Below are 19,813 nucleotides of genomic sequence, written 5' to 3'. Positions count from 1 at the left end.
TCGTCATGGTTCCGTCGGGATGAATGGCTGGGGATGTGACTGGGGTGCGGTACAGCGGTCCGTCAGCGGCCCGACGAGCGACCGGCCGGGCGCTGCTCGGCGTGGCCGCGGCGCTCGCCGTCGTGGCCCCGACCGCGGCGGGTCTGCCCGTCGCCACGCCCACGAACGGCGGACAGCTCGCCGGCGCGCCGATGGCGGCGTTCGCTCCCGGTGACACCGTCGCCCGCACCGACCAGGTCCGCGACGAGCAGTGGCAGCTCGACGAGTTGCAGGCCGAGACGGCGTGGCGCAGCTCGACCGGCCGGGGCGTGACCGTGGCGGTGGTCGACTCCGGGGTGGACGGCACCCACCCGGACCTGGTCGGCCAGGTGCTGCCCGGCAAGGACCTGGTCGGTCCCGGTGGCGCTCCCGGTCCGGATCCGGTGGGCCACGGCACCACTGTCGCCGGCCTGATCGCCGGGCGCAGCGACGACAAGCGGGGTGTGGTCGGCCTGGCACCGGACGCCCGGATCCTGCCGGTCCGCGTGCTGGACGAGGAGAACCGTTACGACGACGCGCTGATCGTCGCCCAGGGGGTCCGCTGGGCCGTCGACAACGGCGCCCGCGTGATCAACCTGTCGCTGGGCGGCAGCGGCGACAGCCCGGCCCTGGCCGCCGCCCTGGACTACGCGTTCGTCCGGGACGTCGTCGTGGTCGCCTGCACCGGCAACCTGGCCACCTCCACCAGCACCAAGGTCTGGTACCCGGCTCGGGAGCCGGGCGTGATCGCGGTCGCCGGCCTCGAACGCAGCAGCGACAACCTGTGGTCCGGCTCGATCACCGGTCGGGCGACGGTGCTCACCGCTCCCGCCAGCGGGCTGGTCGGCGCCAAGCCCCCCAGCGGGTACTGGCGGGTGCAGGGCACCAGCTTCGCCGCGCCTCTGGTGGCGGCGACCGCGGCGCTGGTCCGGTCCCGCTATCCGCAGATGCCCGCCGGTGAGGTGGTCAACAGGTTGCTGGCCACCGCCCGGGACGTGGGCCCGACCGGGCGGGACGACCGCTTCGGGTACGGGGTGGTCGACCCGGTGGCCGCGTTGACCGCTCAGGTGCCGCCGGTGACCGTCAACCCGCTGGACGACCAGACGTCGCCGGGCGTGACCGGTTTCGGTCCGGCGCCCGGCTCGGTCGACGAAGCTCCGGTGGCCGGTGCCGGCGCCGACCCACTCGGTCTCGCCGCATCCGGTCAGCAGAGCCGGTGGACGGCTCGGGCGGCGGGCGGTCAGGACACGTCCGCGCCGGAGCAACTGTGGACCACTGTCGTGCTGCTCGTCGCTCTGGTCGGCGGTGCGGCGCTGGTGGTCCGTCGGCTCCGGCAGCGGCCCCGTTGATCGCGCCCGCCCGGCAGGCCTGAGCGGTCGCCGGGCCGGGTAGAACGGACCCATGAGTACGCACCGGCCGCCCGTCCTCGCCCGCACCGACCAGCCATCCTGGCGGCACCGCCGATTCGACAGGGACCACGCGCTGGGGCTGCGGCTCACGCTGGCCGCGACGGCGGCGTTCCTGGTGCTGGTGCCTTTCGCGCTGCTCACACTGCTGGTGCTCGGCGCCTGGGCGCCGCTGCACCGGCTGGACACGTCGGTCACCGACGCGCTGCACGGCTACGCGCAGGATCACCCGGGCTGGGCCGTGCTGATGCGGGTCTGGACCGAGGTGTTCGCGCCGATGCCGCTGCGCGCCGTCGTACTGCTTCTGGTGGTCTGGTTGCTGCGTCGGGGCGCCCGCCGTCTGGCCCTCTGGGCGGCCACCACCATGGTCGTCGGCGGGTTGATCGGTCCGCTGCTCAAGCTGCTGGTCGGCCGGGACCGGCCGGAGTTGCTGGACCCGGTGGCCCGGGCCGCCGGCTACTCGTTCCCCTCCGGGCACGCGCTGAACGCCACCCTGGCCGCCGGGGTGCTGCTGCTGGCACTCGTTCCGTACGCCGGACGGGGGGCTGCGCGGGCCGCGCTCTGGGTCGCGGCGGTACTGCTCACCGTCGTGACCGGGCTGAGCAGGGTGACCCTCGGCGTGCACTTCACAAGTGACGTGGTGGGCGGATGGCTGCTCGGTGTGGCGGTGGTCGCGGCCACCACCGCCGCGTTCACCAGTTGGCGGGCACACGCCGGTCTCCGGCCGGTCCGGCCGACCCGCGACGGCGTCGCTCCCGAGGTCGAGCGGCGCCCCGGAGCGGCCTGAGGAGTGACGACGAGGTCGGCCGGGTACTGGGCGACCCATGTCCGAGACCGTGGTTCAGATCGTCCGGCGGGTCCTGCTGCCGGTGTCCCTCCTGCTCGGGCTCATGGTGCTGATCGGGGTGCTGGTCACCCGGGTGTTCGCCCGGACCTGGCCGTTCACCGTGGAGGACACGGTGAACCGGGAGCTGGCCGCCGACCGCACCGGCGACTGGAACAACGTCTCGCTGGTGTTCAGCACGCTGGCCAGCACTCAGATGATCGTCGTGGTCACCGTGCTTGTGGCGTTGGCGCTCCGGCTGTGGCTGAAGCGCTGGCGCGAGCCGCTGTTCCTGTGCGCGGCGGTGACCGCCCAGGCACTTGTGTTTCTGCTGACCACGCTGGCGATCGACCGACAGCGGCCGGCGGTGGAGCACATGGACGTCTCGCCACCCACGTCGAGCTTTCCGTCCGGGCACACGTCGGCGGCGGTGGCGCTCTACGTCGGCATCGCCGTGCTGCTGGCGCTGCGGGCACGGAGCACCGGCGCGAAGGTCGCCTGGTGGACGCTGCTGCTGATGGTGCCGCTGGGCGTGGCGCTGACCCGGATGTACCGGGGTATGCACCACCCGAGCGACGTGGTGGCGTCCTTCCTCAACGGCGGCACGTGCGTCGCGATCATGGCCCGTGCGGTGCTCGACCGGGGGCTGCGGTGGGGACGGGCGAAACTACCGACCGTCGGCCGTCGCGCCCTGCCAGCTCAGGGCTGAGCCGGCCCGGCGGCGACGCTCAGGTGCACTCGCCGGTGGCGACCTGCCGGTTGCGTTCGGCACCGGCCAACGCCACCGGGCGAGCCTCGGCCGCCGTCACCGCGAAGCCGGTGTTCGGGTCGTCCGATGCCGCCGCGAAGATCACGCCGAGCACCAGGCCGTTGGCGGACAGCAGCGGACCGCCCGAGTTGCCGCTGCGGACCAGCGCCCGAATCGTGTAGATCTCCCGGGTCACGTCGCTGGAGGAGTAGATGTCCGGGCCCTTGATCCGGTCGACGTCCCGGACCCGCGCCGACTGCGCGTTGTAGGGGCCGTCGAGGGGGAAGCCGAGCACGATGGCGTCGGAACCGCTGCCCGCGTTGCCGGCGGCGAACCGCAGGGACGGCCCGGGCAGCCCGGGCACGAGCAGCACCGCCAGGTCCCGGTTGGGGTCGTAGACCACCACCTTGCCGTCGTACCGCTCGCCGCCCAACTCCACGGCGACCGAGCGGGTGCCGGCCACGACGTGCGCGTTGGTCATCACCCGGTCGTCCGCGTACACGAAACCGGAACCCTCGATCCGGCGTGAACAGCTGGGCGCGGAGCCGAGCACCTTGACGACCGACTGCCGACCGCTGACCACCACCTGCGAGCCGGCCAGTGCCGGGTCCGGCGGGTCGACCTGCCGGGCCCGGGTGGGCGCGAGGTCACCGAAGACGTCCGGGAACCCGTCGGTGTCGACGGTGTCCTCCAACGCCGTGGACAACCGGTTGGCCTGCTCCGGGAGGACCCGGTTGACCACCGTGATCAACGCGCTGTTGCGGACCGAGGCGGCGAGCCAGGGCACGGAGGACGAGCCGAGCGGCACGGCGACCAGCCAGGCGAGCAGGAGCACCGCGAACAGCGAGACGAACGCCCCACCGACGTCGTCGATCCGTTTACCCACGTCGCTGGTGATCGTCTTGCGCAGGTGCGAGCCGAGCCAACCGGCGAGTGCCTGCCCGACCACCGCCAACCCGAAGATGGCCACGAGCGAGATCAGCACGCGCGTGCCGGCGTCCACGAACTGTCGGGCGAACAGCGGCCCGAGCTGGAGACCCAGCAGCAGGCCCAGGAAGAAGCCGGACAACGACGTGACGCCGATGACGAAACCCTGGCGGTATCCGCTGATCGCGAACACGAGCATGAGCAGCAGCAGGACGAGATCCACGACGGACACGGGTCAAGCGTACGGGCAGTGTGCCCGCCGGATGACCACCGCTTGCGGATGGTGACCGCGCGGTCAGCGTAGGGCGTTCTCGTCGGCGTCGTCGGTGCCTGCGGACGGGGCCGGTGTCGCCCCGGTCGGTGGAAGCTCCACCACCCGGCCGCGCGACCACGGACGGGCCCAGCCGCCCATCTCGAGCAGGGCGGCGAGCACCCCGGCGGTGAACCCCCAGACGAGCATCCCGCGCGCCGAGAACGCCGGACCGATCCAGCCGCTCGGGTGGCGGACCCGCAGTCGGTTGGCCGGATCGACCAGCTCACTGATCGGCAGGCGGGCGACGTGTGCCACCTCGGCCGGCTCCCGTGGGTGCACCGGGTGCGGGTCGTGCCACCAGGCCAGCACCGGCGTGACCACGAAGTCGCTGACCGGGATCCACAGTTTCGGCAGCTCGGCCAGCACTGTCACACTGGCCGAGTCGAGGCCCACCTCCTCGTTCGCCTCGCGCAGGGCGGTGGCGCGGACGTCGGCGTCCTCCGGGTCCGCCGCACCTCCGGGGAAGGCCGGTTGGCCGGCGTGGTTGCGCAGGGTGGCGGCGCGTTGCAGGACCAGCACGTCGGGACCCGCGCCGGGCTGCTCGCCGAGCAGCACCAGCACCGCGCTTTCCCGGCCGCCCTCGGCCGGGGTGGTCAGCCGGGTGAAGTCCTCGGCGCGGGCGGTGCCGAGCCGGGTCAGCAACGGCTCGATCCACTCGGGTGGCCGGCGGGTCACGCCGGCACCACCAGGCCGAGGTGCTGGCGGACCAGCTTGGCGAGCTGGGCGTCGTCGAGAGCCCCGGTGGCGTCGATGTGCTGGACCTGACCGTCGGCGTCGACGAAGAGGGTCAGCGGAATGGCGTTGCGCTTCAGCTCGCGCTGTAGCGCCTCGCCCTGGTCCACCAGGATCGGGAACCGGACGCCGAAGTCCTCACCGATGGACTGGGCACCGCCCCGGCTGTCCCGACTGTTGACCCCGACCACCTGGAGCTGACCGGCGGCCCGCTCGCTGAGGCGTTGGAAGGCGGGCAGCTCCTTGCGGCACGGCGGGCACCAGGAAGCCCACACGTTGATCACCGCCGGCCCGGCCACCTCCCGCAGCACGACGGGGGCGCCGCCGGTGAAGCAGGAGAGCGTCAGCTCCGGCAACGCCGACCCGCCAGCAGGGGGCGTCGGGCCGGACGTGCCGGTGGACGCAGGGGTCGCCGTGCCGGAGCCGGGCGACGCGGGAGTCGCCGATCCCGGCGATGCGGAGGTCGTCGTGCCGGTGCCGGGGGACGCGGCCGTGGGTGCCGTGCTCAGCGTGGCGCAGTCCCGGAACGGGGATGGTCGTTCGGCGGCGGCCGGGCGGGGGGCCGGCTCGTCGTCCGCGGCGCCGCTGGTGCAACCGGTCACCGCCAGCAGCAGCGGCAGGACGGCGAGGGCGAGTCGGCGGTTCACGGCACCTCCGCCGCGATCGCCTGCGCCGGCACCAACTCCGGGTCGACCCCGGCGGCAACCGCGAGGTCGCGCGCCCGAGGGCCCTTGAGCAGCTTGGCGGCGGCCGCCGGCTCGGTCGGGCCGGTGCCGTACGAAGGGCAGAGCTTCGCGAGGGTGCACGCGCCACAGGCCGGCTTGCGGGCGTGGCAGACCCGTCGACCGTGGAAGATGATCCGGTGCGAGAGCATGGTCCAGTCGCGCTTGTCGTACAGCGCGCCGATCGCGTGCTCGATCTTGACCGGGTCGGTCTCGGTGGTCAGCCGCCACCTGTGGACCAGCCGCTGGAAGTGCGTGTCGACGGTGATGCCCGGGACGTCGAAGGCGTTGCCGAGGATCACGTTGGCGGTCTTGCGGCCGATGCCGGGGAGCGTCACCAGGTCGACGAGCCGGCCCGGGACCTGGCCGTCGTACCGGTCGAGGAGGGCCTGACCGAGCTTGAGCAGCGAGTCGGTCTTGTTGCGGTAGAAGCCAGTGGGCCGGATCAGCTCCTCCATCTCGCCCCGGTCGGCGCCGGCGTACGCGGCAGCGCTCGGGTAGCGGGCGAAGAGCTTCGGGGTGACCTCGTTGACCTTCTTGTCCGTGCACTGCGCGGACAGGATGGTGGCGACGGCCAGCTCCAGAGCGTTGGAGTGGTCCAGTTCACAATGCGCGTCGGGGTGCGTCTCGGTCAGCACCCGGCCGATCTTGCGGGCACGGCGTTTGCGCCCGAGATCGGTCTCGCTGACACCGGCAGGGCTACTGGTCACGACGGTCAGCCTACGTCGCACCCCAGACGGTCCTCCTCGGGTCAGCCGGCGGTCGGCGGGGAGATCTTCCCCTGCCCGTCGAGGCGAGCGCCGCCCTTCGGGAAGTCGGCGCGGCTCATCTCGGTGACCAGACCCAGACCCCGGTCGTCCGGGTCCATCGTCGGCTTGCCGGCGGAGTTCATGTACGTCGAGGTGAACGAGCCGCCGGCCCAGCTGCCGTCCGGCTTGAGCGACACCTTCAGCACCCCGCCCCAGCCGAGGCGGCCGTCGTTGCTCAGCGAGTTGCCGCCGCCGGCGAAGTTGCCCAGGCTGTACGCGATCAGGCGCCCCTGGTAGAACTCCATCCCGCGCAGCACGTGCGGGCCGTGCCCGACGATCAGGTCGGCGCCAGCGTCGATCATGGCGTGCGAGAACTTCACCGGGTCGCCCCGGTTCTCGCCCAGGAACATCTCGGTGCCCGGCTTCACCCGGGTCTTGTCGGCTCCCTCGCCGCCCATGTGCACCTGCACCACGACCAGGTCGGCCATGGTGGCGGCCTTGGCGACCACATCCTTCGCCTTGGCGATGTCGACGAGGCTGTTGGACCAGACGTACGACGAGAAGCCGGCGACGGCGACCTTGACGCCCTTGACGTCGACCACGGTGATCTCGTTCGGTGCGCCGGTGTGCTCCAGGTCGTACTTCTGCAGTGCCTTCTGGGTGTTCTCGTAGCCCTTGGGCCCGTAGTCGTAGCCGTGGTTGTTGGCCTGGTTGAGCACGTCGAAACCGGCGTCGCGCAGGTGGGCGGCGTACTCCGGCGGGGCCCGGAACTGGAAGCAGCGGGTGGAGTTGGCCCCACACTTGCCGGTGCCGGTGTCGACAGTCAGCGGCTCCTCCAGGTTGCCCATCACCAGGTCGGCCTTGAGCGCAGCGGTGACCGAGCTGAAGAAGCCCTTACCGCCGGCGGCGGGCAGCCGACTGGGCGCGTTGCCCATGATGATGTCGCCGGTGGCGGAGAGCGAGATCGCGCCACCCGCACCGGAGGATGCGGGCCCGGTGGCCTTCGGGCCGGCCGTGGAGACCGGCGCGCCGGTGCCACCACCTCCCGCGCCGGGCTGCCAGACGGGTGCCTCTCCGCCGGAGTCGGCGCAGCCGGCCACGAGGAGGGCGGCCAGCAGCGCGGCGAGGCCAAGGGCGACGCGGCGACGCGGGCGGGACGCGAGGGGGGCGGGAGCGTACATCGCCAGCGACCCTACCGGTCGTTAAACGCGCCGACGACAGCCGATCGGGTGGACTTCGCGCCCCTGAGCTGGTCGGACCACGGCACGACCGGCCGAGCGCCACCGGCGAGCACCGCCGCGTGCACGGCTCGGGCGAGCGGGGCGCCCCAGGTGGAGCGCGGGCCGCCGTACGCCGCCTCCGGCCCGGTCACGGGGCAGAGCACGGTGACCGCGTCGGTGGGCGTGCCGGTTCCCGGCATCCCCAGCTCGGTGATCGCCTGGGTCTTCGCCTCGGTCGCGGTCGCCACCGCGTTGACAAGTGCCGAGTCGGCGAGCTGGGCCGGCACGTACACCACGATGTTGACCGTGCCGACGCGTTGGGCGAGCGCGGCCGGCGTCGGCGCGGCCGCGGGCACCGGCGTGCCGAGCCCGACGGTCACCCAGGCCCGCACCCCGGTGTCGGTCCGCGCCACCACCTCGGTCACGTCGACGCCGGTCAGCAGACCAACCCCGGGCCCGTCGAGGGCCAGCTCAGCGGCGAGCGAGGCCAGGTGCGCCGCCGGGTCCTCCCGGTCGTACGACATCGGTACCGTCGCGTTCAGCACCCACCGCCGGAGCCCGATGCCACCGCCCAGCGGGCCGCTGCTGACCGCCCGCAGGGGCGCGCCCGTGCGCCAGACGAGCAGCGGAACGTGCCGCCCGTCTTCGGCGCGGCTGGTCAGAATCGGCTCGCTCAGCACGTCGGGCAGGTTACGCCCACCGATCAAGATTCCAGGGGCGACCTCTGATTCATGCTCACGTGCGCCTAGACTTGGCGGCGCGCGAGGGGATCAGCGGACGGCGGCCCCGGCCGACGGACGGCACGCGCAACCGGAGGTGCGCAATGGACGAGGTACTGGCCCGCAGCGGGATCTTCCAGGGTGTTGACCCGGAAGCTGCCGAGGCGCTTGCCAAGGAGATGGAGACGATCGAAGTCCGCAAGGGCGAGATCGTCTTCAATGAGGGCGAGCCCGGTGACAGCCTCTACATCCTGCTGTCCGGGAAGATCAAGGTTGGTCGCCGCGCAGCGGACGGCCGGCAGAACCTGATCGCGGTGATGGGGCCGTCGGACATGGTCGGTGAGCTGTCGCTCTTCGACCCGGGTCCGCGTACGGCGACCGCCACCGCGGTGACCGACACCCGGCTGGTGCGGCTGCGCAAGCAGGCGCTGCGGCCGTGGCTCAACAACCGCCCGGAGATCGCCGAGCAGTTGCTGCGGGTGCTCGCCCGGCGGCTGCGCCGGACCAACGACTCGCTCGCCGACCTGATCTTCACGGACGTGCCGGGCCGGGTCGCAAAGAACCTGCTCCAGATGGCGGGCCGCTTCGGCACCCGCGACGGCGGCGTTCTGCGGGTGACCCACGACCTCACCCAGGAGGAGATCGCCCAGCTCGTCGGCGCCTCCCGGGAGACCGTCAACAAGGCGCTTGCCGACTTCGCCTCGCGCGGTTGGCTGCGTCTGGACGGCAAGAGCATCATCATCCTGGACCCGGAGCGCCTCGCCCGTCGCGCCCGCGTCTGAGCGGTACGTCGCGTCCCCGCCTCCCGTCACCGACGGGTCGCGGGGACGTTTCGTATGCCGGGCGCAGAATCGCTGGCTCTCTCGGGCGTGACCGTCGAGGGTGGGGCCATGCTGAACCGCGTTGCCGTGCTCTCCGACATCCACGGCGTGCTGCCCGCGCTGGAGGCCGTCCTGGCCGAGCCGGACGTCGCCACCGCCGACCTGATCGTGCTCACCGGAGACATCGCGGCGGGCCCGCAGCCGGTCGAGGTGCTGGACGTCCTCGCCGGCCTCGGTGACCGGGTCTGCTGGGTGGGCGGCAACGCCGACCGCGAGCTGGTCGAGGCCCGCGCCGGCCGTCCCGCGTCGATCGAGGTGTCCAACTGGGCCGCCGGGCAGCTCCGCGACGATCAGGTGGCCCGTCTGGCCGCGCTGCCGGCGACGGTGACGCTTGAGCTCGACGGCCTCGGCCCGACGCTGTTCTGCCACGCGACGCCCCGCGACGACGAGGAGGTGGTGCTCGTCGACTCCCGGATGGCACGCTGGGCGGAGGTGTTCGCCGGCCTGCCGGCCGAGGTCTCCACGGTCGTCTGCGGTCACACCCACATGCCCTTCACCCGGCTGGTCGACCGACGGCTGGTCGTCAACCCGGGCAGCGTCGGCATGCCGTACGGGGGCGCGGGCGCGTGGTGGGCGCTGCTCGGGCCGGGCGTCCAGCTGCGCCGCACCGCCTTCGACGTGGACGCGGCCTGCGCCCGGGTGGCGGCGGAGTCGACCTTCCCCGACGCCGCCGCCTGGGCCGACGAGTACCTGCGCTCCCAGCACAGCGACGCCGACGCGCTGGCCGTCTTCGGCCCCCGCGACGGCCGCTGAGCAAGGGCAGCGGCCCGAGCCCGGAACGCGCGCATCGGGTCGGCGTGCGCGGCTCGGGCAGGGGCAGGCCCCTTACTCGTTACCTGTAGAGCTGCCCCAGATGTGGGGCAATCCTGGTCGGGACCTGGGAAACGGTTCTGGTGAAGACCTGAGGCGATCCTGGTCGGACCAACCTCGGTGCTGCATGTGCGCATGCCTGCGGCCGGCCCATTTATGGGGCAGCTCTACAGGGACAGCCCAGACACCCGTTGGTGGGCAGCCCAACCCAGCCCAGGCTCAGGCCAAGAAAAAGTCAGTCTTGACTGTTTGTTTCGTAGGCCCCAGGCTGTCCCCGTGCCCACCGCATCGACGCGTGTCCCGCAGCAGGAACGCAGCCGCGCCACCCAGGCCCGGCTGCTGGAGGCGACAGTCGACTGCCTGATCGAGCACGGCTGGTCCGGCACCACGACCACAGTCGTCGCGGCGCGGGCCGGTGTTTCTCGTGGGGCGCAACTGCACCACTACCCGACGAAGGCAGCGCTGGTGACGGCCGCCGTGGCCCATCTGGCCGAGCGGCGGGCCGACGAGTTGCGCACCGAGGCCGAGGCGCTGCCGGCTGACCCACGACGGTTGGACCGGGTCGTCGACCTGCTCGCCGTGGCGTTCACCGGGCCGCTGTTCGTGGCCGCGCTGGAGCTCTGGGTCGCCGCCCGCACCGATCGGGAGCTCCGGGACGCCCTGGTGCCGCTGGAGGCGACGGTCGGGCGCGAGATGCACCGACTCACCGTCGCCCTGCTCGGTGTCGACGAGCGTCGACCCGGCGTCCGCGAAGCGGTGCAGGCCACGCTCGACCTGCTCCGCGGGCTCGGGGTGGCCAACCTGCTCAGCGACGACTCCGCCCGCCGGACCGCCCTGTTGACCACCTGGAAGCGCCAGCTCGCCACCCTGCTCACGCCCTGACCGCCGGCCGCACCGGCCACCACCGACCGGAGGCACCATGGTCGACCTCAGCGACCTGCTCACGGACCTGGCCGACGAGTCCGCCCAGTTGGACGCCCTGGTGGCGCCGCTGTCCGAGGCCGACTGGGCGACGCCGACCCCCGCGCCGGGCTGGAGCATCGGGCATCAGGTCGCCCACCTCGCCTGGACCGACCACGTCGCGCTGTTGGCCGCCACCGATCCCGAGGCGTTCTACGCGACGGTGACCGCCGCACCGGACGTGACCCGACTCGTCGACGTCGGCGCCGAGGAATTCCTCGCCCCGCCGGCCGAGCTTCTCGCCCGCTGGCGGGCCGGGCGAACGGCGCTCGTCGACGCACTTGCCGCCGTCCCGGCCGGCGACAAGCTGCCCTGGTACGGCACCCGGATGTCGGCCGCCTCGATGGCCACCGCCCGCATCATGGAGACCTGGGCGCACGGCGCGGACGTGGCCGACGCCCTCGACGTGGTCCGCCCCGACAGCGACCGACTTCGGCACGTGGCGCACCTGGGCGTGCGTACCCTCGGGCACGGCTTCGCCGCGCACGGCCGGGAGGCCCCGACGGCACCGGTCCGGGTGGAGCTGGTCGGGCCCGGCGGCGACACGTGGAGCTGGGGTCCGGCGGACGCCGGCGACCGGGTCACCGGCCCGGCTCGGGACTTCTGCCAGCTGGTCACCCAGCGCCGACACCGCGCGGACCTCGCGCTTGTCGCCACCGGGCCGATCGCCGACGAGTGGCTCGACGTGGCCCAGGCCTTCGCCGGGCCGCCGGGTGACGGCCGGCAGCCGGCCGGCGAAAACGGGGTACGGGCATGATCCGCATCGGCAACGCCTCCGGCTTCTACGGCGACCGGTTCACCGCCTGGCGGGAGATGCTCGACGGCGGTGAGCTGGACGTGCTGACCGGCGACTATCTGGCCGAGTTGACCATGCTGATCCTCGCCCGCGACCGCATGCGCGACCCCGACCTGGGCTACGCGAAGACGTTCCTGCGACAGCTGGAGACCTGCCTCGGCACCGCCCTCGACCGAGGGGTGCGGATCGTCACCAACGCCGGCGGGTTGAACCCGGCCGGCCTAGCCACCGCCATCGACAAGCTCGCCGGGCGGCTCGGGCTGCCGACCAAGGTCGGGTACGTCGAGGGCGACACGATCCAGCAGCCGGACGCGTTGAGCGCGAACGCCTACCTCGGCGCGTTCGGGATCGCCGCCTGCCTCGACGCCGGCGCGGACGTGGTGGTCACCGGTCGGGTCACCGACGCGTCGCTCGTGGTCGGCCCGGCCATCGCCCGGTACGGGTGGGGCCGCGACGACCTCGACGAGCTGGCCGGGGCCACCGTCGCGGGGCACCTCGTCGAGTGCGGCGCACAGGTCACCGGCGGCAACTTCAGCTTCTTCACCGAGCTGCCCGACGGCGGTCACCGGCCCGGATTCCCGATCGTCGAGGTCCGCTCCGACGGCTCGTCCGTGGTCACCAAGCACCCGGGCACCGGTGGCGCGGTCACCGTCGAGACGGTCACCGCGCAACTGCTCTACGAGATCGGCGGGCCGTCGTACCTCGGGCCGGACGTGGTCACCCGACTGGACACGGTGACGCTGCACCCCGACGGGCCGGACCGGGTCCGGGTCGCAGGCGTTCGGGGCACACCGCCACCGCCCACCCTCAAGGTGGGCGTCAACAACCTCGGCGGCTTCCGCAACTCGATGACCTTCGTCCTCTGCGGGCTGAACGTCGAGGCGAAGGCTGCCCTGGTCCGGGGGCAGGTCGAGGACGCGGTCGGTAAGGACGGGCTGGAGTTCACACTGGCCCGGACCGACCATCCGGACGCCGCCGACACCGAGGCGGCCAGCGCCCTGCTGCACGTACACCTGCGCGACGGCGACAAGGCGCGGGCCGGGCGGGCGTTCTCGGCCGCCGCGGTGGAGCTGGCCCTGGCCTCGTACCCGGGCTGCACGCTGACCACGCTGCCCGGCGACGCGACACCCTACGGCGTCTTCACCGCCGAGACGGTGGCACAGGGCGCGGTGGCGCACGTCGCGGTGCTGCCGGGCGGCGAGCGGGTGCCGATCGCCCCGCCGATCCGCACCGCCCCCGCCGCCCAGGACGAGTCCGCCCCGGGCGGCGACGCGGCGGTCGACGGCCCGACCCGGCGCGGGGCGCTCGGCGAGGTGGTCGGCGCGCGCTCCGGGGACAAGGGCGGGGACGCCAACCTCGGTGTCTGGGCGCGGACCGACGCCGGTTACGCGTGGCTGCGGACCTGGTTGACAGTCGACCGGCTGGCCGAGCTGCTGCCGGAGACCACGCCGCTGACGGTGCGGCGCTACGAGTTGCCGAACCTGCGCGCGGTCAACTTCGTGATCGAGGGCCTGCTCGGCGCGGGGGTGGCCGCCTCCACCCGGTTCGACCCGCAGGCCAAGGCGCTCGGCGAACTGCTGCGCGCCCGCATCGTCGACCTCCCGGCCAGGGAATTGCCATGAGCCTCGTGGACACGCCCGAGCGGCGGCAACTGCGCGAGCTGACTCGGGCGTTCGTGACCCGGGAGGTGCTGCCGCACCTGGACGACTGGGAGCGGGCCGGCGAGGTGCCCCGGGCGCTGCACGCGAGCGCCGCGAAGCTCGGCCTGCTCGGCATCGGCTTCCCGGAATCGGTAGGTGGCAGCGGCGGTGACCTGCTCGACTCGATCATCGTGACCGAGGAGCTGATCCGCTCCGGCGGCTCGTCCGGGCTGGTGGCGGCCCTGTTCACGCACGGAATCGCGTTGCCGCACATGGTCGCGGCGGCGAGTGCCCGCACCGGTGGCTCGCTGGGTGGTCGGCTCGGCGGCACCGCGTCCCCGGCCGACGACAGCCTGATCGAGCGGTACGTCCGGCCCACCCTGTCCGGCACGATGATCGGCGCGCTGGCCATCACCGAGCCGGACGGCGGTTCGGACGTGGCCGGCATCCGCACGACCGCCCGCCGCGACGGCGACCACTACGTGGTGAACGGGTCCAAGGCGTACATCACCAGCGGGCACCGGGCCGACTTCGTGACCACGGCGGTCTGCACCGACTTCCCGGGCAGCGGCGAACTCACCCTGCTGGCCATCGACAAGGGCAGCCCGGGGTTCACGGTGGGACGCCGGTTGGAGAAGCTGGGCTGGCACTGCTCGGACACCGCCGAGCTGTCGTTCGTGGACGTGCGGGTGCCGGTCACCAACCGGATCGGCGCGGAGAACACCGGCTTTCTGACGATCATGCAGCACTTCGCGGCGGAACGGCTGTCACTGGCGACCCAGGCGTACGCGACCGCGCAGCGCTGTGTCGAGCTGGCGGTGCGCTGGTGCCGGGACCGGGAGACCTTCGGGCGTCCGCTGGCCAGCCGGCAGCTGATCCGACACCGGTTGGCCGAGATGCACACGCGGGCCGAGGTGGCCCGGTCGTACGTGCACGAGGTCGCGGGCCGGGTCGCTCGACCACTCCAGCTCGGCGCGTCTGACGCCGCGCGGCGACCTGGAGCAATCTCCGGCGAGCCGGTGGTGACCGAGGTGGCGATGGCGAAGAACGTGGCGGTGGCCGCCTGCGACTACGTCGTCGACCAGGCGTTGCAACTGCACGGCGGCTTCGGCTACCTACGCGACGCCGAGGTGGAGCGGCACTACCGCGACGCGCGGATCCTCGGCATCGGCGGCGGCACCACCGAGATCATGAACGAGATCATCGCGAAAGGCATGGGCTTGTGAGCGCGAGGAGTGAGCCGGGTCTGCGAGCCCCGCAGTCGCGAACGGAGGAGGCACGGTGAGCGCGAGGAGTGAGCCGGGTCTGCGAGCCCCGCAGTCGCGAACGGAGGAGGCCCGATGACGATCCTGGACAGTTCTGTCGATCCGTCCGCGCCCTCGTACGTGGCGAACCGGGCGGCGTTGCTGGAGCGGTTGGCCGAGTTGGACGCCGCGCTGGACGAGGCGCGGGCGGGTGGCGGCGAGAAGTACGTGACCCGGCATCACGCACGCGGCAAGCTGCTCCCCCGGGAGCGGATCGAGCTGCTGGTGGACGCCGACAGCCCCTTCCTGGAGTTGTCACCCGTCGCCGCGTACGGCTCGGACTTCCCGGTCGGGGCCAGCGTGGTCACCGGTATCGGGGTGGTCGAGGGTGTGGAGTGCCTGATCGTCGCCAACGACCCGACGGTACGCGGGGGCGCGGTCAACCCGTGGTCGCTCGCGAAGACCCGGCGGGCGGGCGAGATCGCCCTGGCCAACCGGCTGCCGATGGTCAACCTGGTGGAGTCGGCCGGGGCGGACCTGCCCACCCAGGCGGAGATCTTCATCCCTGGTGGTCGGGTGTTCCGTGACCTCACCCGGCTCTCGGCGGCCGGCATCCCCACGGTCAGCGTGGTCTTCGGCAACGCCACGGCCGGTGGCGCGTACGTGCCGGGGATGTCCGATCACGTGATCATGATTCGGGACCGGTCGCAGGTCTACCTGGCCGGTCCGCCGCTGGTGAAGATGGCGACAGGTGAGGTCACCGACGACGAGTCGCTGGGTGGCGCGGCGATGCACGCCGGCACGTCCGGGCTCGCCGACTATCTGGCCGCGGACGAGCGGGACGGCATCCGGCTGGCCCGGCAGTGCGTTCGTCGGCTGAACTGGCGCAAGCGGGGCCCGTCGCCGCGTACGGCGGTGCCGCAGCCGCCGAAGTACGACCCGGAGGAGTTGCTCGGCATCACAAGTGCCGACCTGAAGGTGCCGTTCGACCCCCGGGAGGTGCTGGCCCGGGTCCTCGACGGCAGCGAGTTCGACGAGTTCAAGCCGGCGTACGGGGATGCGCTGGTCACGGGTTGGGGTGAGCTGCACGGGTACCCGGTGGGGGTGTTGGCCAACGCCCGAGGGGTGTTGTTCAGCGCGGAGGCGCAGAAGGCGGCCCAGTTCATCCAGCTCGCGAACGCCTCGGACACCCCGTTGGTCTTCTTGCAGAACACCACCGGCTACATGGTCGGCACCGAGTACGAGCGGCGCGGCATCATCAAGCACGGCGCCCTGATGATCAACGCGGTGTCGAATTCGACGGTTCCGCACCTGACGGTGAACCTGGGCGCCTCGTACGGGGCCGGCAACTATGGCATGTGCGGCCGGGCGTACGAGCCGAGGTTCCTGTTCACCTGGCCGAACGCGAAGTCGGCGGTGATGGGCCCGGCGCAGCTCGCGGGGGTGTTGTCGATCGTGGCCCGGCAGGCGGCTGCCGCGCGGGGGCGCGACTACGACGAGGAGTCCGACGCGGCGATGCGGATGATGGTCGAGCAGCAGATCGAGTCGCAGTCCGGCGCGCTCTTCCTCTCCGGCCGGCTCTACGACGACGGGGTGATCGACCCCCGGGACACCCGGACCGTCCTCGGGCTGTGCCTCTCGGCGATCCACAACGGACCGGTGAAGGGCGCCGACGGCTTCGGCGTCTTTCGGATGTAGACCGTGAGCGCGAGGAACGCAGCGAAGCGGAGTCCCGCAGTCGCGAACAAAAGGCAGGCACCGTGAGCGCGAGGAACGCAGCGAAGCGGAGTCCCGCAGTCGCGAACGAGAGGCAGGCTCAGAGGGTCATGATCAATCGACTACTCGTGGCGAACCGGGGTGAGATCGCCCGCCGGGTCTTCGCCACCTGTCGGGCGATGGGCGTGCAGACCGTCGCCGTGTATTCCGACGCGGACGCCGACGCGCCCTTCGTGACCGAGGCCGACCTGGGCGTACGCCTGCCGGGGAGTTCGCCGGCCGAGACGTACCTGCGGGCGGATCTGATCCTGGACGCGACCCGCAAGGCCGGCGCGGACGCGGTCCACCCGGGTTACGGGTTCCTCGCCGAGAACGCGGAGTTCGCGGCGGCGGTGACCGACGCCGGCCTGACCTGGGTCGGACCGCCGGCCAAGGTGATTGCCGCGATGGGCGACAAGCTCGCGGCGAAGGCGCTGCTCGCCGAGGCGGGCGTGCCGATGCTGCCGAGCTGGACCGACGCCGACGAGGTCACTGACTTCCCGGTGCTGGTCAAGGCGTCCGCGGGTGGCGGCGGGCGCGGGATGCGGATCGTGCGGGACGCCGACGAACTGGCCGAGGCCGCCGCCAGCGCCAGCCGGGAGGCGGCTGCCGCGTTCGGCGACGGCACGGTCTTCGTCGAGCGGTACGTCGAGCGTGGCCGGCACGTCGAGGTGCAGATCCTCGGCGACTCGCACGGGATGGTCGCCGCCCTCGGGGTGCGCGAATGCTCGATCCAGCGCCGACACCAGAAGATCATCGAGGAGGCCCCCGGGGTGCTTCCGGGGGAGCTGCGCGCGGCGCTGCACGAGGCGGCGGTGTCCGCCGGACGTGCCGTCGATTACGTCGGTGCCGGCACTGTGGAGTTCCTGCTGGCCCCGACCGGTGAGTTCTTCTTCCTCGAGATGAACACCCGGTTGCAGGTGGAGCACCCGGTCACCGAGCTGACCGTCCCCGTCGGGCTCGACCTGGTCCGGTGGCAGCTGTTGGTCGCCGAGGGCGTGCCACTGCCGGAGCACCTGCACGATCCGGGCGTACGCGGCTGCGCGATCGAGGTGCGCTTGTGCGCCGAGGACCCGGCGCAGGGCTGGCGACCCGCGACAGGCATGTTGCGCCGGTTCGCGATCCCGGGGGTGGACCGGGAGTTCGGTGGCCTGCCGGGCGCCGGCCTGCGGCTGGACTCCGGCGTCAGGACGGGCTCCGAGGTGAGCGTGCACTACGACTCGATGCTCGCCAAGCTGATCGCCTGGGCGCCGACCCGGGCCGAGGCGGCCCGGGCACTGGCGGGCGCGCTGAGCCGGGCCGAGCTGCACGGGGTGGCCACCAACCGCGATCTTCTGGTCCGCGTCCTGCGCAGCCGGGAGTTCGCGGCTGCGGAGATCGACACGGGTTTCCTGGAACGGCACCCGGAGGTCTTCGCCCCACTCCTCCCCGCCGACCAGGTCCCACTCACCGCCCTCGCCGCCGCGCTGGCGGGTGCGGCCCAGCGCCGAGCGACCGCGCCGGTGCTGGGCGGGCTCCCCTCCGGCTGGCGCAACGTGCCTGCCGTACCGCAGGTCAGCCGCTTCACCGGGCCGGACGGCGACGAGATCGAGACCCGTTACCGCCTGGACCGGACCGGCCGGCTCGCCGACTGGTCCGCCTCGCCGCCCGGCGACGCAGCGGCACCCGGCGACGCACCGGCGCCCGGCGACGCACCGGCGCCCGGCGACGCACCGGCGCCCGGCGACGCACCGGCGGCGGAGGCGAAGCCGCCGGCAGTGGCGCTGGTGGAGGCCACCCCGGATCGGGTGGTGCTCGACGTCGACGGGGTTCGGCGCGCGTACCGCGTACACCGGGCGGGATCGGCTGTCTTCGTGGACGGTCCGGACGGGGCGGCGAGCCTGGCCGAGCTGCCGCGTCTCCCGCTGCCCACCACGGCGGTGGCGGCCGGGTCGCTGCTCGCGCCGCTGCCCGGCGTGGTGACCCGGGTGCACGTCGAGGTGGGCCAGCGGGTCACGGCCGGCGAGCCGCTGCTCACGCTGGAAGCGATGAAGCTGGAACATCCCGTGCTCGCCCCGATCGACGGCGTGGTCGCCGAGCTGCCGGTGCCGACCGGCGGTCAGGTGCAGACGGGCGCCGTGTTGGCCGTTGTCGACGAAAAGGACAGCCGATGACCTTCGACCTCACTCCCGAACAGGACCAACTGCGCGACGCCGTGCGGGCGCTCGGCCGCCGCTACGGCCACTCCTACTTCGTCGAGAAGGCGAAGGCCGGTGAACACACCACCGAACTCTGGGCGGAGGCCGGGCGGCTCGGCTACCTGGGCGTCAACATCCCCACCGAGTACGGCGGCGGGGGCGGCGGCATCACCGAGCTGGCCATCGTCTGCGAGGAGTTGGCGGCGGCGGGTTGCCCGCTGCTGCTGCTCGTGGTCTCCCCCGCCATCGCGGCGACAGTCCTCAGCCGACACGGCACCGAGGAGCAGCGCAAGCGGCACCTGCCGGGCCTCGCCGACGGCTCGCAGAAGATCGTCTTCGCGATCACCGAGCCGGAGGCCGGTTCCAACTTCCACCGGCTCGGCACTGTGGCTCGCCGCGACGGCGACGGCTGGCTGCTCAACGGCCGCAAGTGCTACATCTCCGGGGTCGACGAGGCCGGTCACGTGCTGGTGGTGGCGCGCGTCGCCGTCGATGACGGCCCAGCCGGTTCAGCGGATGCGTCTCCGCAGAAGCTGAAGCCGGCGCTGTTCCTGGTGCCGACCGACGCGGCCGGGTTGACCCGGTCCAAGCTGGACATCGAGATCGTGTCCCCGGAGAACCAGTTCCTGCTCTACCTGGACGACGTGCGGGTGCCCGCCGACGCGCTGCTCGGCGAGTCGCTGGACGCCGGGCTGCCGGCGCTCTTCGCCGGGCTCAACCCGGAGCGGATCACGGTGGCCGCGATGGGCGCCGGCACCGGCCGGTACGCCATCGAGCGGGCCAGTGCGTACACCGTCACCCGCAAGGTCTGGGGTGGTCGGAGCATCGGCTCCCACCAGGGGGTGTCACATCCGCTGGCACACGCGGCGGTGCAGGTGGAGCTGGCCCGCCTCATGATCCAGAAGGCGGCCACCCTGTACGACGCCGGTCGCGACCTGGAGGCCGGGGTGGCCGGCAACATGGCCAAGTACGCGTCCGGGGAGGCCGCCGCGCTCGCCGTGGACACCGCAGTCCAGGTGCTCGGCGGGGCCGGCATGACCACCGAGTACGGGGTGGCGACCCTGCTCGGCGCGGTCCGGGCCGGCCGGATCGCCCCGGTCAGCCGCGAGATGATCCTCAACTTCGTGGCCCAACACGTCCTGGGCCAGGACAAGTCGTACTGACGCCCCCCGC

Annotated in this window: 18 protein-coding genes; 12 read left to right on the top strand and 6 right to left on the bottom strand. The window is 72.7% G+C overall.

What is annotated here, in order from left to right; translation table 11 throughout:
* Positions 1-23 precede the first annotated feature (23 nt).
* Genes mycP through ACLQ3B_RS14725 form a run of 3 tightly spaced genes read left to right on the top strand, consistent with a single transcriptional unit; the run spans position 24 to position 2,956 of the window.
* The gene (mycP, locus tag ACLQ3B_RS14735) at positions 24-1,367 is read left to right on the top strand and encodes a type VII secretion-associated serine protease mycosin (RefSeq protein WP_425781073.1); all 1,344 of its coding nucleotides are present in this window, start codon (positions 24-26) and stop codon (positions 1,365-1,367) included.
* Positions 1,368-1,419: 52 nt separating this feature from the next.
* Positions 1,420-2,211: a phosphatase PAP2 family protein gene (locus tag ACLQ3B_RS14730; protein WP_425781071.1), complete on the top strand. Its 792-nt coding sequence runs from the start codon at positions 1,420-1,422 to the stop codon at positions 2,209-2,211.
* Between the two features lie 37 nt (positions 2,212-2,248).
* The gene (locus ACLQ3B_RS14725; RefSeq protein ID WP_425781069.1) at positions 2,249-2,956 is read left to right on the top strand and encodes a phosphatase PAP2 family protein; all 708 of its coding nucleotides are present in this window, start codon (positions 2,249-2,251) and stop codon (positions 2,954-2,956) included.
* A gap of 19 nt (positions 2,957-2,975) precedes the next feature.
* On the opposite strand, the gene ACLQ3B_RS14720 is transcribed toward ACLQ3B_RS14725, so the two are convergent.
* The 6 genes from ACLQ3B_RS14720 to ACLQ3B_RS14695 form a co-directional block, all read right to left on the bottom strand.
* Entirely contained in the window at positions 2,976-4,154 is a 1,179-nt protein-coding gene (locus tag ACLQ3B_RS14720) for a MarP family serine protease (protein ID WP_425781067.1), read from the bottom strand.
* Between the two features lie 63 nt (positions 4,155-4,217).
* Positions 4,218-4,910, bottom strand: coding sequence for an NUDIX hydrolase (locus ACLQ3B_RS14715; protein ID WP_425781065.1), 693 nt, complete (start codon positions 4,908-4,910; stop codon positions 4,218-4,220).
* Positions 4,907-5,614 carry a redoxin family protein gene (locus ACLQ3B_RS14710; RefSeq protein ID WP_425781063.1) on the bottom strand — a complete coding sequence of 236 codons (708 nt, stop codon included), beginning with the start codon at positions 5,612-5,614 and terminating at the stop codon, positions 4,907-4,909. Before ACLQ3B_RS14710 ends, ACLQ3B_RS14715 begins: the two co-directional genes overlap by 4 nt.
* The gene (nth, locus tag ACLQ3B_RS14705; RefSeq protein WP_425781682.1) at positions 5,611-6,408 is read right to left on the bottom strand and encodes an endonuclease III; all 798 of its coding nucleotides are present in this window, start codon (positions 6,406-6,408) and stop codon (positions 5,611-5,613) included. The genes ACLQ3B_RS14710 and nth overlap by 4 nt, the downstream gene beginning before the upstream one ends.
* Positions 6,409-6,440: 32 nt before the next feature.
* Positions 6,441-7,619, bottom strand: coding sequence for a CapA family protein (locus ACLQ3B_RS14700; protein ID WP_425781061.1), 1,179 nt, complete (start codon positions 7,617-7,619; stop codon positions 6,441-6,443).
* An 11-nt stretch (positions 7,620-7,630) separates the two neighbouring features.
* Positions 7,631-8,338, bottom strand: a complete 708-nt coding sequence (locus ACLQ3B_RS14695) for an adenosylcobinamide amidohydrolase (protein ID WP_425781059.1) — start codon at positions 8,336-8,338, stop codon at positions 7,631-7,633.
* 143 nt (positions 8,339-8,481) lie between these two features.
* Between ACLQ3B_RS14695 and ACLQ3B_RS14690 the strand changes: the two genes are divergently transcribed.
* The 9 genes from ACLQ3B_RS14690 (at position 8,482) to ACLQ3B_RS14650 (ending at position 19,803) form a co-directional block, all read left to right on the top strand.
* Positions 8,482-9,159, top strand: coding sequence for a Crp/Fnr family transcriptional regulator (locus ACLQ3B_RS14690; protein WP_007466162.1), 678 nt, complete (start codon positions 8,482-8,484; stop codon positions 9,157-9,159).
* A gap of 108 nt (positions 9,160-9,267) precedes the next feature.
* Positions 9,268-10,011, top strand: coding sequence for a metallophosphoesterase family protein (locus tag ACLQ3B_RS14685; protein WP_425781057.1), 744 nt, complete (start codon positions 9,268-9,270; stop codon positions 10,009-10,011).
* Positions 10,012-10,344: 333 nt separating this feature from the next.
* A complete protein-coding gene (locus ACLQ3B_RS14680) occupies positions 10,345-10,950 on the top strand; it encodes a TetR/AcrR family transcriptional regulator (protein ID WP_425781055.1) in 606 nt (201 codons plus the stop codon).
* A gap of 37 nt (positions 10,951-10,987) precedes the next feature.
* Positions 10,988-11,785 carry a TIGR03084 family metal-binding protein gene (locus ACLQ3B_RS14675; protein WP_425781053.1) on the top strand — a complete coding sequence of 266 codons (798 nt, stop codon included), beginning with the start codon at positions 10,988-10,990 and terminating at the stop codon, positions 11,783-11,785.
* The gene (locus tag ACLQ3B_RS14670) at positions 11,782-13,446 is read left to right on the top strand and encodes an acyclic terpene utilization AtuA family protein (RefSeq protein WP_425781051.1); all 1,665 of its coding nucleotides are present in this window, start codon (positions 11,782-11,784) and stop codon (positions 13,444-13,446) included. The genes ACLQ3B_RS14675 and ACLQ3B_RS14670 overlap by 4 nt, the downstream gene beginning before the upstream one ends.
* Positions 13,443-14,690, top strand: coding sequence for an acyl-CoA dehydrogenase family protein (locus ACLQ3B_RS14665; protein ID WP_425781049.1), 1,248 nt, complete (start codon positions 13,443-13,445; stop codon positions 14,688-14,690). The genes ACLQ3B_RS14670 and ACLQ3B_RS14665 overlap by 4 nt, the downstream gene beginning before the upstream one ends.
* Before the next feature lie 114 nt (positions 14,691-14,804).
* On the top strand, positions 14,805-16,406 hold the full coding sequence (locus ACLQ3B_RS14660; protein ID WP_425781047.1) for an acyl-CoA carboxylase subunit beta: 1,602 nt from the start codon (positions 14,805-14,807) through the stop codon (positions 16,404-16,406).
* A 128-nt stretch (positions 16,407-16,534) separates the two neighbouring features.
* On the top strand, positions 16,535-18,616 hold the full coding sequence (locus ACLQ3B_RS14655; RefSeq protein WP_425781045.1) for an acetyl/propionyl/methylcrotonyl-CoA carboxylase subunit alpha: 2,082 nt from the start codon (positions 16,535-16,537) through the stop codon (positions 18,614-18,616).
* Positions 18,613-19,803 (top strand): acyl-CoA dehydrogenase family protein, encoded by a 1,191-nt coding sequence (locus ACLQ3B_RS14650; protein ID WP_425781044.1) that lies wholly within the window; start codon positions 18,613-18,615, stop codon positions 19,801-19,803. The genes ACLQ3B_RS14655 and ACLQ3B_RS14650 overlap by 4 nt, the downstream gene beginning before the upstream one ends.
* Positions 19,804-19,813: the final 10 nt, after the last annotated feature.

The organism is Micromonospora sp. DT53, from assembly GCF_049841535.1.
GTDB lineage: Bacteria > Actinomycetota > Actinomycetes > Mycobacteriales > Micromonosporaceae > Micromonospora.
Note: the sequence above shows the minus strand (reverse complement) of the source record. Positions and strands in the feature narration are given on the sequence as shown.

Excerpts from the sequence above, each read along its gene's own strand:
- ACLQ3B_RS14670 (WP_425781051.1), top strand. The coding sequence starts at position 11,782 with ATGATCCGCATCGGCAACGCCTCCGGCTTCTACGGCGACCGGTTCACC.
- ACLQ3B_RS14730 (WP_425781071.1), top strand. The coding sequence starts at position 1,420 with ATGAGTACGCACCGGCCGCCCGTCCTCGCCCGCACCGACCAGCCATCC.
- ACLQ3B_RS14700 (WP_425781061.1), bottom strand. The coding sequence starts at position 7,619 with ATGTACGCTCCCGCCCCCCTCGCGTCCCGCCCGCGTCGCCGCGTCGCC.
- mycP (WP_425781073.1), top strand. The coding sequence starts at position 24 with ATGGCTGGGGATGTGACTGGGGTGCGGTACAGCGGTCCGTCAGCGGCC.
- ACLQ3B_RS14725 (WP_425781069.1), top strand. The coding sequence starts at position 2,249 with ATGTCCGAGACCGTGGTTCAGATCGTCCGGCGGGTCCTGCTGCCGGTG.
- ACLQ3B_RS14685 (WP_425781057.1), top strand. The coding sequence starts at position 9,268 with ATGCTGAACCGCGTTGCCGTGCTCTCCGACATCCACGGCGTGCTGCCC.
- ACLQ3B_RS14650 (WP_425781044.1), top strand. The coding sequence starts at position 18,613 with ATGACCTTCGACCTCACTCCCGAACAGGACCAACTGCGCGACGCCGTG.
- ACLQ3B_RS14660 (WP_425781047.1), top strand. The coding sequence starts at position 14,805 with ATGACGATCCTGGACAGTTCTGTCGATCCGTCCGCGCCCTCGTACGTG.
- ACLQ3B_RS14690 (WP_007466162.1), top strand. The coding sequence starts at position 8,482 with ATGGACGAGGTACTGGCCCGCAGCGGGATCTTCCAGGGTGTTGACCCG.
- ACLQ3B_RS14675 (WP_425781053.1), top strand. The coding sequence starts at position 10,988 with ATGGTCGACCTCAGCGACCTGCTCACGGACCTGGCCGACGAGTCCGCC.
- ACLQ3B_RS14665 (WP_425781049.1), top strand. The coding sequence starts at position 13,443 with ATGAGCCTCGTGGACACGCCCGAGCGGCGGCAACTGCGCGAGCTGACT.
- ACLQ3B_RS14655 (WP_425781045.1), top strand. The coding sequence starts at position 16,535 with ATGATCAATCGACTACTCGTGGCGAACCGGGGTGAGATCGCCCGCCGG.